This is a genomic window from Edwardsiella ictaluri ATCC 33202 (assembly GCF_000264785.1).
Lineage (GTDB): Bacteria > Pseudomonadota > Gammaproteobacteria > Enterobacterales > Enterobacteriaceae > Edwardsiella > Edwardsiella ictaluri.
On sequence record NZ_AFJI01000053.1, the window covers coordinates 26,454 to 39,658 of the forward strand.

Consider the following 13,205-nt stretch of genomic DNA (forward strand, 5'->3'; position numbering starts at 1 on the left):
CGCTTATGGCATAGTGGTCGCCATGCCAGGGGATAACCTACCGACGTCCGTCGCCGTGGCTTTAGTACCGGGAGGAGTGAGAATGAAACAGGTAACACTGGGTGCCGACGGCCCGCAGGTTTCCGCTATCGCCCTGGGCTGTATGCGCCTGACTGAGCTGGACGATCGCCAGGCCGCCAGCCTGATCGATCGCGCGCTGGCACTGGGGATCAGCACGTTCGATCACGCCGATATCTACGGCGGCGGGGAGTGTGAACACCGCTTTGCCCGCGCGGCCCGTCTGAGCGGCGCGCGGCGTGAGGGGCTCTTTATTCAGTCCAAGTGCGGCATTGGCCGCGGCTACTATGACTGCTCCTTTCGCCATATTATGGCGTCGGTGGACGGTATCCTGCAGCGCTTGCAGTGTGACTATCTGGATATGCTGCTGCTGCACCGTCCCGATGCGCTGGTGGAGCCGCAGGAGGTGGCCGAAGCGTTCGATCGCCTACAGGCGAGCGGCAAGGTCAGGGCCTTTGGGGTATCCAACCATGCACCGCTGCAAATGGCGCTGCTGCAGAAGTTTCTGGCTCAGCCGCTGCGGGTGAACCAGATGCAGTTTGGCATCGCCCACTGCGGTATGGTGCGCAGCGGGATCAATGTCAATGTGCAGAGCGACGCCGCCGTCGATCGCGACGGCGACACGCTGAACTACTGTCGCCTGCATGACATTACCATTCAGGCCTGGTCACCGTTCCAGTTCGGTATGTTCAGCGGTGTGTTCATGGATCACCCCGACTTTGCGCCGCTGAATCAGACGCTGGAGACGATCGCTGCCCGCCACGATGTCAGTAAGACCACGCTGGCGACGGCCTGGATCCTGCGCCACCCGGCGCAGATGCAGGTGGTGGCCGGCAGCATGAATGCGGAGCGGCTGGCGCAGATTGCTCAGGCGTGCGAGGTTAACTTAAGTCGCGAGGAGTGGTATCAGGTTTATCTGGCGGCGGGCAACCCGCTGCCATAAGCACATGCCCCACCGCCGTGCGGTAGGTCTGTTCAGGCGTTGATACCGTACGACGACGGGCTGGCGTATAGGATTTTGCCCGAATTATTGGGTACCTTCCGGCAAAGGGTCGCATTTATCCAACAAGCTAATTATGATGGCTGGCGTTATTAAGAAGAAAAGACCGGTGTATCGGGTTGTAATGTGATGTCGTTAATGTATCGGCGATGTGCGGCGCGCTGTGTCGTACCGTCCGGGGGAAGGTGCAATGTCTGACTTGGAAGTACAGCTGCGCAATTCATTGGCAGCGCTGGACGATCTGAAATCGAGCTTTGAACAGCAGCGCCTGGTGTGGCAGGAGGAGTGTGAGGGTATGCAGCTGCAGCTGGCGCAGGCGCGTCAACGCGAGGCGGCTCTGTTGCAGCAGAATGAGCATCTGACCCGTAAGCTGGTCGATTTGGGCTCGTTGCCGGAGAATAATAGCCTGCTGCGCCAGTTCAAGATCCTGGGCGGGCATATCGAGGCCCTGGCGCTCGATACGGCGGTGTTTAATGCGTATCTGGCCGCACTGGGTACGCAGAGTAGCGACCGCCCCTGAGCGGCGGGTCACCGTGCCGGGCCGCGTCTGTGGTCGGCCCTTTTTCCCCGATCCTTCCCTCTTTCCCCTCACTTGCCGCGGTTATCGGGCTGAGAATACTTCGTTTAACTCTGTTACATCTTGTTTTTGCGCTATTAGCCGTTTTTACGGTTAATAACTCTTGCTTACTGCAAGCGATGTTTCTTCGGCCGCCTGGGCGGTGCGGTATACAACATAAGAAGGTATTTATGGAAGGTATTAGTATTACCAAGCTTCTGGTCATTGCTGTGCTGATCGTATTACTGTTTGGTACCAATAAGCTGCGTACGCTGGGGTCCGATCTTGGGGCGGCGCTGAAAGGGTTCAAAAAAGCGATGAACGACGAGACGCCGGCGGCCAAAAAAAGTGACGGTGTTGAGGCGGCACCCCGGGTAGAGAATAAAGAATAATCCGGATATGCGGGGAGTTGGCCGATGGCTCGCGCTCCAGAATCGGGGGAAGAAGGAACATCCCTAAGTTGTAACCATTTTTGTCAGCGGCAGTATAGCAGGGCTGATCCGATCAGCCCTGTGCAGGGATCCTACGCGCTTACTTGACCTCCATGCCCTGAGCCTGCAGGTCGGCATGGTAAGAGGAGCGGACAAAGGGGCCGCAGGCGGCGTGGGTAAAACCCATGGCCAGGGCTTCGGCCTTCATTTCGGCAAATTCTTCCGGGCTGACGTAGCGCTGCACCGGCAGATGGTGGCGGCTTGGTTGCAGGTATTGTCCCAGCGTCAGCATTGTAACGCCGTGCGCGCGCAGATCACGCATCACTTCAATAATTTCCTGATTGGTCTCTCCCAGCCCCACCATCAGCCCGGACTTGGTCGGGATCTGCGGATGCTGTTGTTTAAACTGCTGCAGCAGACGCAGTGACCACTCATAATTGGCGCCGGGGCGTACCTGGCGGTACAGCCGCGGAATATTTTCCAGGTTGTGGTTAAACACGTCCGGCGGATTGTCGTGCAGGATTTCCAGCGCACGATCCATACGGCCGCGGAAGTCCGGCACCAGGGTTTCAATGCGGATCTGCGGGCTTTTGGCGCGGATGGCGTGGATACAGTCGGCAAAGTGCTGGGCGCCGCCATCGCGTAGATCGTCGCGGTCAACGGAGGTGATCACCACGTAGCGTAGCCCCATGTCGGCGATGGTCTGCGCCAGTTTTTCCGGTTCGTTGGTGTCGGGCGCCAACGGGCGGCCATGGGCCACGTCGCAGAACGGACAGCGTCGGGTGCAGATGGCTCCCAGGATCATAAAGGTGGCGGTACCGTGGTTGAAACATTCGGCCAGATTAGGGCAGGAGGCCTCTTCGCACACGGAGTGCAGGCCATTCTTGCGCATCGCTGCCTTGATGCCCTGAATTCGGCTGGAATCGGCCGGCAGCTTGATCTTCATCCACTCCGGCTTGCGCAGCAGCTGTTCACGCTCAACAGCGACGGATTTCACCGGGATCAGGGCCATCTTGTCTGCGTCGCGGTATTTCACGCCGCGCTCCATCTGAATTGGTTTACTCATAGTCTTGCGGATTCCACTGGCTGTGCTCAAGCCGGGTATAGCCGAGCAGTTGGGTAAAATGGTGCACCAAGCGGGGCTGAACCTGCGTCAGGGTTGCCCCCGGCCTCAGCGCGCTTATCTGGGTCATCTGCAGGCCGGCATAGCCGCAGGGATTAATGCGTTGGAAGGGAGAGAGATCCATGGCGATGTTCAGCGCCAGACCGTGGAAAGAGCACCCCTTACGGATGCGCAGGCCAAGGGAGCAGATTTTCTGTCCGTCAACGTAGACGCCTGGTGCATCGGGGCGTGGATAGGCCTGAATATCCAGCTCTGACAGGGTGCGTACCACGCTCTCTTCAAGCCAACTGACCAGTTCACGCACGCCGCGGTGGCCGCGGCGCAGATCGATAAGAACATACATCACCTGCTGGCCCGGCCCGTGATAGGTGACCTGGCCGCCGCGATCGCTCTGGATAACCGGGATATCACCGGGATTGAGCAAATGCTCAGCCTTACCGGCCTGCCCCTGGGTAAATACGGCGGGATGCTCTACCAGCCACAGCTCGTCAGGGGTATCGGCGTCACGGCGATCGGTGAAGCGGTGCATGGCCTGTGAGACGGAGAGATAGGGCTGTAGCCCCAACTGACGCAGTATTATGGTTTTTTGTTGCAATGGCGTCATCTTAAGGTTAAAAAATTGGTAAGTCCATTATACCGATTGTCGCCCATACTCACCAGTGCCGAATCGGCAAAAAAGTACGGCCCGGCAAGCTGTAACGCCATACCGGGCCGCGATAAATGCTGTATTTTAGTTAATTAACTGTGATTACAGAACCATGCGCACGATTTCAATGTTGCCCAGCTCTTCATACAGCGTCTCAACCTGCTCAATGTGGGTCGCATTGATGGTGATGGAAACGGAGTGGTAGTTCCCTTTGCTGCTCGGCTTAACCTGCGGGGTGTAGTCACCCGGCGCATGGCGCTGTACCACTTCAACAACCTGATCAACCAACTCAGGCTGTGCCAGTCCCATGACTTTATAGGTAAACTCGCACGGGAATTCGAGCAGTTCATTCAGTTTGGTTTTCATGTGAGCTCCAGCGTATTGCACTATCTACAAATTATAACTCCCGCCGTAGCGGGAGCCTTACTTACCGATTAAATGGGGCCGTCGATGCCCTTTTCAAGAGGCTGGCCACAGATTAACCAAACCAGCGATGAAACAGCAGCTTGATATGATCGATCATCCGGCTGAAGAAACCACCCTCTTTCACTTCGTTCAGCACCACCAGCGGGCGCTGTTCGATGGTCTTGCCGTCCAGCTGGAAGTTGATGGTACCGACCACCTGATCCTTGGCCAGCGGAGCATCCAGTTCGTTGCTGTTCAGCACGTAGCTGGCCTTGAGATCTTTCATCCGTCCGCGCGGGATGGTCAGGTAGACATCTTTATCGACACCCAGCTGAGCGCGGTCGGTGTCACCGAACCAGACCGGTTCAGAGGCGAACTCACGCCCGGCCTTCAGCGGCGAGACGGTTTCAAAGAAGCGGAAGCCCCAGGTCAGCAGCTTCTTGCTCTCGGTCTCGCGCCCCTTAAAGGTGCGCCCGCCCATGACGGCGGAGATCAGGCGCATATTGCCCTCGGTCGCCGAGGCTACCAGGTTATAGCCCGCAGAGGCGGTATGGCCGGTTTTGATGCCGTCCACGTTCATACTGGTATCCCACAGCAGACCGTTACGGTTGGTCTGACGGATATTGTTATAGGTGAACTCTTTCTCTTTGTAGATGGCGTACTCATGGGGGACGTCGCGGATCAGCGCCTGGCCGATCAGTGCCATGTCGCGGGCGGAGCTGAACTGCCCCGGCGCGTCCAGGCCGTGTACCGTCTCAAAGTGGGTGTTCTGCAGACCCAGCGCCTTCACGTAGCTGTTCATCAGGCCGACGAAGGCGTCCTGGCTGCCGGCGACATAGTCGGCCATGGCGACGCAGGCATCGTTACCGGAGACCAGGTTGATCCCGCGGATCAGGTTGCCCACGGAGACCTGATCGCCCGGCTTGAGGAACATCAGCGAGGAGCCCTGGAACACCGGGTTTCCCGTCGCCCAGGCGTCTTTGCCGACGGTGACGACGTCGTTCTCACCGAACTTGCCCGCGCGCATTGCCTGTCCGATGACGTAGCTGGTCATCATCTTGGTCAGCGAGGCCGGATTGCGGCGCTCGTCGGCGTTGTGCTCCGCCAACACCTTACCGGAGTTGTAGTCGATCAGAATATAGGCTTCGGCATCGATTTGCGGCACGCCCGGGATCATGGTCTTCAGGTTAACGTCGTCGGCGCGGGCCGCACCGGTGAGCGCTATGGCCAGCAGACCGCCGGCGACAGCGTATTTCAGTGTTTGGGAAGCAACTTTGCGTTTCATGATGGGGACTACAACATCCGTGAATTAAACAGTGACAAACGAGCCACACTATAGCAGATGGTACGCTAAGGCATAGCGTGGCAATGGTTTTTTACACAATCAATATGTGTATAAGTGTTGCATGGCCCGCGACGGGCGGGCCAGCGTCAGTAGGCTCAGGGCGCCGTGGCAATGAATGACTGTTGCCCGGCCTCGCTGCTCAGCCGCTGCTGCAGCGCGCTGGCCTGCGCGCGGCTGGCAAACGGCCCCAGCTGGACACGGTAGATGGCACCGTTTGCCTCTACTTTGCCGGGGACGCCGAAGCGCTGGCTCAGCTGCTGCTGCCACTGGGCTGCGCGTGAACTGCTGCTGACGGCACCGACCTGCACCAGATAGTGGCCGCTGGCAGCGGCGTGGCTGGCGGCAGTAGGCGGTGCTGCCACTGCGCTGGCGGCGCCCGGGGTTGCCATCGGCGGTGCAGCCGGGGCGCTCTCTTCCAGCACGCCGCTGCGCAACGGCTGAGGCGCGCCGAGGAAGCGGCCGCTGTGGCTGGCGGGGGCGCTGATCGGCATGCTCTGCCCTGGCGCAGTCTCTGCTGCCAGGCTTGCCGGCGTCGGATTTTCGATGGCGCGGACTGTCGGCTGGCCAGCCGCGACGGAGGGGCTGACGGTGAGCTGCGGACTCTCCATGCCGATCTCCGGGCGGGCGGGCAGGGCATAGCTCTGTTTGGCGACCCGGGTACCGATGGTGCCCGGCCCGGAGAGGCTGCCGTCAGGCGCGACGCTGATAAAGTCGACGCGCACCTTGGTGTGCTGGGTAATATTGAGGCGGTTGGCGGCGGCGCTGGAGAGAGCGATGATGCGGCCCGGGGTATAGGGGCCGCGGTCGTTAATGCGCACCACGATGCGGCGCCCGTTGGCCAGGTTGGTTACCCGCACGTAGCTGGGGATCGGCAGCGTCGGGTGGGCGGCGCTCATCGCCTCCGGGTTGAACTGTTCACCGCTGGCGGTGACGTTGCCGCGGTTTTCTTCGCCGTAGCTGGCCGCCAGGCCTATCTGGGAGAAGTTGGATGGATCCTTGACGATGGTATAGCGCTGGCCGTTACGGCGGTAATCCTGATTGGCGCTGGGAATATAGGGTTCATAGCGCGGTTCGACGCCGGGGATCTCTTCGACCGGGCCGCTGTAGGCCGGCTGCGGTGGTGCCTGGGTCCCACCGTTGTCGTTGGTGGAACAGCCTGCCAGGATCAGACAGGCCAGGCTCAGGCTGAGCCAGGATTTGTGCGCCATTCTCATCGCGACCTCTATAGATTCTTGGATAACATTTTGCGATGGGTATGGATCGACATCACGATGCCAAACCCGGCCATCAGTACGATCAGCGCCGAGCCACCGTAGCTGACCAGAGGCAAAGGTACGCCAACCACCGGTAAAATGCCACTCACCATACCGATATTAACGAAAACATAAACGAATAGAATCAACATTAAACCGCCGACCATCACCCGGCCGAAGGTGGTCTGGGCGCGGGCGGCGATATACAGTCCGCGCATGATGATCAGCAGGTATAGCGCCAGCAGCAGCAGTACGCCGAACAGCCCCAGCTCTTCGGCCAGCACGGCGAAGATAAAGTCGGTGTGGCGCTCCGGCAGGAACTCCAGCTGTGACTGGGTGCCGTGTAGCCACCCCTTGCCGCTCAGGCCGCCGGAGCCGATGGCGATTTTTGATTGGATGATGTGGTAGCCGGCGCCCAGCGGATCGCTTTCCGGATCGAGCAGCATCATCACCCGGTCGCGCTGGTAGTCGTGCATCAGGAAGAACCATAGCACCGGAATAAAGGCAGCCACCAACAGCACGGCCAGTCCGATCAGGCGCCAGCTCATGCCCGCCAGGAACAGAATGAACAGCCCGGAGGCGGCGACCAGGATCGAGGTGCCCAGATCCGGTTGGGCTGCGACCAGCAGGGTCGGCAGGAAGATCAGGATCAGCGCGATGCCGGTGTGCTTGAGCGACGGTGGGCAGACGTCGCGGTTGATAAAGCGTGCCACCATCAGCGGTACGGCGATTTTGGCGATCTCCGACGGCTGAAAGCGCACGAAACCAAGGTCAAGCCAGCGCTGGGCGCCTTTACTGATCTGGCCGAAGGCATCCACCAGGATCAGCAGGATGACGCAGAGGATATACAGATAGGGCGCCCAGTGTTCGTAAACGCGCGGCGGTATCTGCGCCATGACGATCATGACCAGCAGGCCCATGACGATTTGGCCGATCTTGCGCTCCATCATGCCGAGATCCTGGCCGCTGGCGCTCCACATGACGATGGCGCTGTAGACCAGCACCGCCAGAATGCAGAGCAGGAAGGGCAGGTCGATATGCATCTTGGCCCAGATTGAGCGCTTTTGTTGATTCTCAGTCATGGTGAATCCGTATGCCTGTCAGTCGCCCTCCACGCCGGGGGGCGTGGGGGCTGCATTGGGAAGCTGGGTATTGTTGTCGCCCAGCATGATGTGATCCAGGATCTGGCGCATAATGGTGCCCACCGCCGGTCCGGCGCCGCCGTTCTCCAGGATGATCGCCACCGACACCTGCGGGTTGTCATAGGGGGCAAAGGCGGTCATCAGCTTATGGTCGCGCAGGTGTTCGGCGATGGTGTGCGCGTTGTAGGTCTCATAGCCGAAGACCTGGGCGGTACCGGACTTGGCGGCGATTTTATATGGTGCGCTGCCAAAATACTTGTAACCGGTGCCATTGGGGCGGTTGGCCACGCCGAACATGCCATCTTTGGCGATCTCCCAGAAGCCGGAGTGAATATCACCTATCTGCTGACTCTCCTGCTGGCGGAACGGCACCTGCTGACCGTTGATGCGGGTGCTCATCAGCAGATGCGGTACCTTGATGTTGCCATCGTTGATCAGGGTATTGAGTGCCTTGGCCATCTGGATCGGGGTGGCGGTCCAGTAGCCCTGGCCGATGCCGACCGGGATGGTATCGCCCTGATACCAGGGTTTCTTGTAGCGCTTGAACTTCCATTCGCGGGTCGGCATCAGGCCGGAGCGCTCCTCGGACAGATCGATTCCGGTATACTGGCCATAGCCGAACTTGGACAGCCATTCGCTCAGGCGGTCGATCCCCATATCGTAGGCCACCTGGTAGAAAAAGGTGTCTGCCGACTCCTCCAGCGCCTTGGTGACGCTCAGCCGCCCATGGCCCCACTTCTTCCAGTCGCGGAAACGTTTCTCTGATCCTGGAAGTTGCCACCAGCCGGGATCGAAGAGGGTGGTGTTGCGGGAGATAACACCGGCGCTGAGCGCCGAGACCGCGACGTAGGGTTTTACTGTCGAAGCGGGAGGATAGACTCCCTGGGTGGCGCGGTTGATCAGCGGCCGGTTGGGGTCGTTGAGCAGGCCGCGGTAATCTTTTCCGGAGATACCGTCGACGAACAGGTTGGGGTCATAGCTGGGGGTGGAAACCAGCGCCAGGATCCCACTGCTGCGCGGATCGCTGACCACCACGGCGGCGCGGCTGCCGACCAGCAGCTGTTCGATATATCGCTGCAGGTTGAGATCCAGCGTCAGGTAGATATCTTTTCCTGCCTGGGGTGGTTGTTCGTGCAGCTGGCGGATCACCCTGCCGCGGTTGTTGACCTCCACCTCTTCATAGCCGGTTTTGCCGTGCAGCACGTCCTCATAGTAGCGTTCGATACCCAGCTTGCCGATGTCGTGGGTGGCGGCATAGTTAGCCAGTTTACTCTCTTTGTCCAGACGCTCGATGTCTTTGTCGTTGATTTTTGAGACATAGCCGATGACGTGGGTCAGGGCGGAGCCGTAAGGGTAGTAGCGGCGCTGGTAGCCCTTGACCTCAAAGCCGGGGAAGCGGAACTGGTTGACGGCAAACCGGGCCACCTGCACCTCGCTGAGGGCGGTCTTCAGCGGAATCGAGGTGAAGCGGCGTGAACGTTTACGCTCCTTTTGGAAGTTGTCGAGATCCTCATCGGTCAGATCGACGATCGGGCGCAGCGCATCGAGCTGCGCTTTCATTCCGTCAACCTTTTCCGGGATCACCTCCAGCTGGTAGATGGTGCGGTTAAACGCCAGCGGAGCACCGTTACGATCGTAGATCATGCCGCGGCTGGGGGCGATGGGTACCAACTTGATGCGGTTTTCGTTAGAGCGCGTCTTGTAGTCTTCAAAACGCAGAATTTGCAGGTGGTACAGATTGGCGAGCAGCACGCCGGTCAGCAGCAATACACCGACGAAAGCGAACAGCGCACGACGGATGAACAGGGCGGACTCTGCCGAATAGTCACGAAAGGGGTTACGATCTGGTTTCATTCCGTTCCGTCATGCTCAGGCGTACTGCCGGGATTAACATCATTATTGCCGGCATGGCCGGCAGGCGATTACTCACGATGATAAGGGTGATTGGCCGTAATGCTCCAGGCCCGGTAGAGGCTTTCGGCCACCAACACGCGCACCAGCGGGTGCGGCAAGGTCAGAGGCGACAGAGACCAGCTCTGTTCGGCAGCGCCCTTGCAGGTGGGGGCCAGCCCTTCGGGACCGCCAATCAGCAGGCTGACGTCGCGCCCATCCTGCTTCCAGCGCTCCAGCTGACCGGCCAGCGCCGGGGTATCCCAGGGTTTACCGGGAATATCCAGGGTGACAATGCGGTTGCCTTTACCGACTGCGGCCAGCATCAGCTCGCCCTCTCTTTCCAGAATGCGGCGAATATCGGCATTCTTACCGCGCTTTCCTGCCGGAACCTCCGTCAGTTCAAACGGCATATCCTTGGGAAAACGCTTAATATAGTCGAGAAAACCGGTTTGTACCCAGTCGGGCATTTTGGTGCCGACCGCCACCAGCTGCAGTTTCACCGCATCAGCTCCACAACTTTTCCAGTTCGTACAGACGGCGGCTCTCTTCCTGCATCACGTGTACGATAACATCGCCGAGATCGACCACCACCCATTCGGCGCCGTTCTGACCCTCTACCCCCAGTGGCAGTAGGCCGGCGGCGCGAGACGACTGTACCACGTGGTCGGCAATGGAGATCACATGGCGGCTGGAGGTGCCGGTGCAGATGATCATACAGTCAGTAATACTGGATTTGCCGCAGACGTCGATGGCGGCGATATCCTGGCCCTTCAGATCATCGATCTTATCAATAACGAAATCTTGGAGTGCTTTACCTTGCAAAGGTTCCCCCTAATCAATAGGTCTTAAATTTATGCTGTCATATCAAGCATTACTCGCCACCATATGCGTTCCGCAGGGGGCGCAGGTGGGCGGAGCGAGAATACGTGCTGCGGAGGATATCAGCCTGCAAATCCCTGTCAATCACCGGAGGGGCGAAAGGGGATGCTTTAGCGGTAGAGCCCCTGTAGCTCAATGTAGCGCTGTACCGCGCGCGGCAGCAGATCGTCGCAGTTGCTCCCCAGATGGCGGTGCTGACGGATGTCAGTGGCCGAGACCGACAGCAGCGGTGTATCGGCCAGATAGATAAAGCCGTGAGGCTGGCGGTGTAGAGGCTGAATGTCGCGGGTGCGGTGCTGCTCCAGCCAGTCCTGTAGCGCCGGGGTTTCCAGCCGATCAGGATAGCCGGGACGGGCGCAGACCAGCAGATGGCAGCAGTGCAGAATATCCTGCCAGCGCTGCCATTTGTGCAGAGTCAGCAGAGAATCCTGGCCGATGATAAAGGCCAGCGGTCGCTGTGGGCCCAGCTCGGCGCGCAGCGCCTCCAGCGTATCGATGGTGTAGGAGGGACTGTCACGGCGCAGTTCTCGGTCGTCGACGGAAAACAGCGGATCGTCGGCGATGGCCAGGCGCACCATCTCCAGGCGCTGGGTGGCGCAGGCCTCCGGCTGCGGCCGGTGCGGGGGAACGTGGTTGGGCAGTAGGGTGATGTGGCCGAGCCCCACCTCCTGTGCCAGCGCCGTGACTGGCTTGAGGTGACCATAATGAATAGGATCGAAGGTGCCGCCGAACAGCGCCAGCAGGGATGGCACCGCCGGTTGGGATTCACTCGACATGCAGCATACTCTCCGGCAGCGTCTTGCCGCACAGTAGTAGGGTCAGGGACTCCAGCTGGGGCCATACGGACTGGCCGAAATCCTGTTTGATTATCTGTTCGCACTGGCTCAGCAGCGCCACGGCCTGGTGCAGCTGGGGCAGAGATAGGGTTTGCATCGCCTGGGTCAGCAGCGGGCGGCGGTTTTGCCACACCTTATGCTTATCGAACAGCGTGCGCAGAGGTGTCTGCGCCGCGCCTCCCTTGAGCTGCAGCAGCAGCAGAAGCTCGCGCTGTACGGTGCGCACCAGCACTATCGGCTCGCAGCCCTCCTGGCGCAGCTGGTTCAGTATATGCCAGGCGCGCTTGCTGCGCGCCGCTAAGCAGGCGTCCAGCCAGTGGAACGGTGAGAAGTGGGCTGCATCGTTGACCGCCTGCTCGACGCGCGGCAGGGTCAGCCGCCCGTCGGGATAGAGCAGAGAGAGTCGCCCCAGCGCCTGGGTGAGCGCCAGCAGGTTGCCCTCATAGCAGTAGCACAGCAGCTGTAGCGCCGCCTCGTCGAGCTGCAGCTGCATCTGGCGTGCGCGGTTGGCGACCCAGCGCGGCAGCTGGGTCTGCTCCGGCGTCTGGCAACTGACCAGGGTAGCCTGTGGGCTGAGCTGTTTATACCAGGCTGCGTTTTCCTGGGTGCGGGTCAGGCGCGGGCCGCGCAGCAGCAGCAGCAGATCCGGGTGGAGTAGGGTGGCAAGCTGACTCAGACGTTCGCCCATCGCGGCATTGACGCCGTTGTCCGGCAGGGTCAGGGTGAGGATTTGACGGCTGGCGAACAGGCTCATTGACTGGGACCGGCTGAACAGCGCATCCCAGTCAGTGTGGGGATCGAGGGTGGCGCTGAACTGTTCATCAAAACCGTGGGCGCGGGCGCGCTGGCGGATCAGATCCAGACTCTCCTGGATCAGCAGCGGCTCGTTTCCCAGAATGAAGTAGCAGGCGCGCAACCCGTCCTGCAGCTGTGCGCCGAGCTGTTCGGGGTAAATCCGGCTCATTTTTCCTGCTGTCCGGCCTGTGCGGCCGGCGTAGCGATAACGCCGGTGTTGACCCGTTCAAAGTCGTTGCTGCCCTGAACCCTGGGTGCGCTGACGTCGCTGCTCATGCGGCGGTCGTTGTTTTGCAGTTCAGCGGCCTGAACGCTCATCAGCTTACGCACCAGTTGCTGCGCCGCCTGTTGGTACATCTCCTGTACCAGCATCGCCTGTTCGGCATCCTTGGCCAGTGCGGCCAGCGGGTTGTCGAAGAAGCTGCGGTAGATGCGCACCGTCAGAGGGTAGAGGTCGTGGCCGCGCACCAGCACCTGGGCGTTGACGGTCATCACCATCTGGTACTCCGCGGTGACCCCGTCCTTAAAGATGGAGACGGTGTCCTGGCTCTGGCTGACGCCGAGCAGCCGCAGGGAGGGCAGCGGCGTGGCCGTCTTGTCCGCGTCCGCTTTGGCGATACTGCTCTGCAGCGGCTGGCTCTGCGCATCGACGATGATGACGTTGCTCAGGCGCAGCTGCTCGCGCACCGCACGGGTGAAGGGGCCATACGGGTCGTTGCTGTCCAGGATCAGCTTATGAAACTCGCTGGGAACCTGCGCGCTGCCGCGCAGGTGGAATCCGCATCCGGCGGTGACCAGCACCGCCAATCCCAGCAACAGCGCAGTAATACGGTGTTGCACACGT

At 60.2% G+C, this 13,205-nt stretch carries 15 protein-coding genes; 3 read left to right on the forward strand and 12 right to left on the reverse strand.

Going from position 1 to position 13,205, the window contains the following annotated elements:
• The first annotated feature begins 82 nt into the window (after window positions 1-82).
• The 3 genes from EIEH_RS07140 (at window position 83) to tatE (ending at window position 2,005) form a co-directional block, all read left to right on the forward strand.
• On the forward strand, window positions 83-1,000 hold the full coding sequence (locus tag EIEH_RS07140; RefSeq protein WP_015872198.1) for an aldo/keto reductase: 918 nt from the start codon (window positions 83-85) through the stop codon (window positions 998-1,000).
• A 247-nt stretch (window positions 1,001-1,247) separates the two neighbouring features.
• Entirely contained in the window at window positions 1,248-1,577 is a 330-nt protein-coding gene (locus EIEH_RS07145) for a hypothetical protein (RefSeq protein ID WP_015872197.1), read from the forward strand.
• 227 nt (window positions 1,578-1,804) lie between these two features.
• Entirely contained in the window at window positions 1,805-2,005 is a 201-nt protein-coding gene (gene tatE / locus EIEH_RS07150; RefSeq protein WP_015872196.1) for a twin-arginine translocase subunit TatE, read from the forward strand.
• 139 nt (window positions 2,006-2,144) lie between these two features.
• Here the strand turns inward: tatE and lipA are convergent, their stop codons facing one another.
• The 12 genes from lipA to lptE form a co-directional block, all read right to left on the reverse strand.
• Window positions 2,145-3,110 carry a lipoyl synthase gene (gene lipA, locus EIEH_RS07155; RefSeq protein WP_015872195.1) on the reverse strand — a complete coding sequence of 322 codons (966 nt, stop codon included), beginning with the start codon at window positions 3,108-3,110 and terminating at the stop codon, window positions 2,145-2,147.
• A complete protein-coding gene (gene lipB, locus EIEH_RS07160; RefSeq protein WP_015872194.1) occupies window positions 3,103-3,762 on the reverse strand; it encodes a lipoyl(octanoyl) transferase LipB in 660 nt (219 codons plus the stop codon). Before lipB ends, lipA begins: the two co-directional genes overlap by 8 nt.
• A 153-nt stretch (window positions 3,763-3,915) precedes the next feature.
• Window positions 3,916-4,179, reverse strand: coding sequence for a DUF493 family protein YbeD (gene ybeD / locus EIEH_RS07165; RefSeq protein ID WP_012849475.1), 264 nt, complete (start codon window positions 4,177-4,179; stop codon window positions 3,916-3,918).
• Window positions 4,180-4,291: 112 nt separating this feature from the next.
• Complete coding sequence (gene dacA, locus EIEH_RS07170; RefSeq protein ID WP_015872193.1) at window positions 4,292-5,503, reverse strand: D-alanyl-D-alanine carboxypeptidase DacA; 1,212 nt, start codon at window positions 5,501-5,503, stop codon at window positions 4,292-4,294.
• A 155-nt stretch (window positions 5,504-5,658) separates the two neighbouring features.
• Complete coding sequence (gene rlpA, locus EIEH_RS07175; RefSeq protein WP_035609131.1) at window positions 5,659-6,777, reverse strand: endolytic peptidoglycan transglycosylase RlpA; 1,119 nt, start codon at window positions 6,775-6,777, stop codon at window positions 5,659-5,661.
• 8 nt (window positions 6,778-6,785) lie between these two features.
• The gene (gene mrdB, locus EIEH_RS07180; protein ID WP_015872191.1) at window positions 6,786-7,898 is read right to left on the reverse strand and encodes a peptidoglycan glycosyltransferase MrdB; all 1,113 of its coding nucleotides are present in this window, start codon (window positions 7,896-7,898) and stop codon (window positions 6,786-6,788) included.
• A gap of 18 nt (window positions 7,899-7,916) precedes the next feature.
• The gene (gene mrdA, locus EIEH_RS07185; protein WP_015872190.1) at window positions 7,917-9,812 is read right to left on the reverse strand and encodes a peptidoglycan DD-transpeptidase MrdA; all 1,896 of its coding nucleotides are present in this window, start codon (window positions 9,810-9,812) and stop codon (window positions 7,917-7,919) included.
• Window positions 9,813-9,880: 68 nt separating this feature from the next.
• Entirely contained in the window at window positions 9,881-10,351 is a 471-nt protein-coding gene (gene rlmH, locus EIEH_RS07190) for a 23S rRNA (pseudouridine(1915)-N(3))-methyltransferase RlmH (RefSeq protein ID WP_015872189.1), read from the reverse strand.
• A 4-nt stretch (window positions 10,352-10,355) separates the two neighbouring features.
• Window positions 10,356-10,673: a ribosome silencing factor gene (rsfS, locus tag EIEH_RS07195; RefSeq protein WP_015872188.1), complete on the reverse strand. Its 318-nt coding sequence runs from the start codon at window positions 10,671-10,673 to the stop codon at window positions 10,356-10,358.
• A gap of 167 nt (window positions 10,674-10,840) precedes the next feature.
• Entirely contained in the window at window positions 10,841-11,506 is a 666-nt protein-coding gene (nadD, locus tag EIEH_RS07200) for a nicotinate-nucleotide adenylyltransferase (protein ID WP_015872187.1), read from the reverse strand.
• Window positions 11,496-12,530 (reverse strand): DNA polymerase III subunit delta, encoded by a 1,035-nt coding sequence (holA, locus tag EIEH_RS07205; RefSeq protein WP_015872186.1) that lies wholly within the window; start codon window positions 12,528-12,530, stop codon window positions 11,496-11,498. Before holA ends, nadD begins: the two co-directional genes overlap by 11 nt.
• Window positions 12,527-13,201: an LPS assembly lipoprotein LptE gene (lptE, locus tag EIEH_RS07210; RefSeq protein ID WP_015872185.1), complete on the reverse strand. Its 675-nt coding sequence runs from the start codon at window positions 13,199-13,201 to the stop codon at window positions 12,527-12,529. The genes holA and lptE overlap by 4 nt, the downstream gene beginning before the upstream one ends.
• Between the last annotated feature and the right edge of the window lie 4 nt (window positions 13,202-13,205).

Coding starts and splice junctions, on each gene's coding strand:
- EIEH_RS07140 (WP_015872198.1), top strand. CDS start 83: ATGAAACAGGTAACACTGGGTGCCGACGGCCCGCAGGTTTCCGCTATC.
- EIEH_RS07145 (WP_015872197.1), top strand. CDS start 1,248: ATGTCTGACTTGGAAGTACAGCTGCGCAATTCATTGGCAGCGCTGGAC.
- tatE (WP_015872196.1), top strand. CDS start 1,805: ATGGAAGGTATTAGTATTACCAAGCTTCTGGTCATTGCTGTGCTGATC.
- lipA (WP_015872195.1), bottom strand. CDS start 3,110: ATGAGTAAACCAATTCAGATGGAGCGCGGCGTGAAATACCGCGACGCA.
- ybeD (WP_012849475.1), bottom strand. CDS start 4,179: ATGAAAACCAAACTGAATGAACTGCTCGAATTCCCGTGCGAGTTTACC.
- dacA (WP_015872193.1), bottom strand. CDS start 5,503: ATGAAACGCAAAGTTGCTTCCCAAACACTGAAATACGCTGTCGCCGGC.
- rlpA (WP_035609131.1), bottom strand. CDS start 6,777: ATGAGAATGGCGCACAAATCCTGGCTCAGCCTGAGCCTGGCCTGTCTG.
- mrdB (WP_015872191.1), bottom strand. CDS start 7,898: ATGACTGAGAATCAACAAAAGCGCTCAATCTGGGCCAAGATGCATATC.
- mrdA (WP_015872190.1), bottom strand. CDS start 9,812: ATGAAACCAGATCGTAACCCCTTTCGTGACTATTCGGCAGAGTCCGCC.
- nadD (WP_015872187.1), bottom strand. CDS start 11,506: ATGTCGAGTGAATCCCAACCGGCGGTGCCATCCCTGCTGGCGCTGTTC.
- holA (WP_015872186.1), bottom strand. CDS start 12,530: ATGAGCCGGATTTACCCCGAACAGCTCGGCGCACAGCTGCAGGACGGG.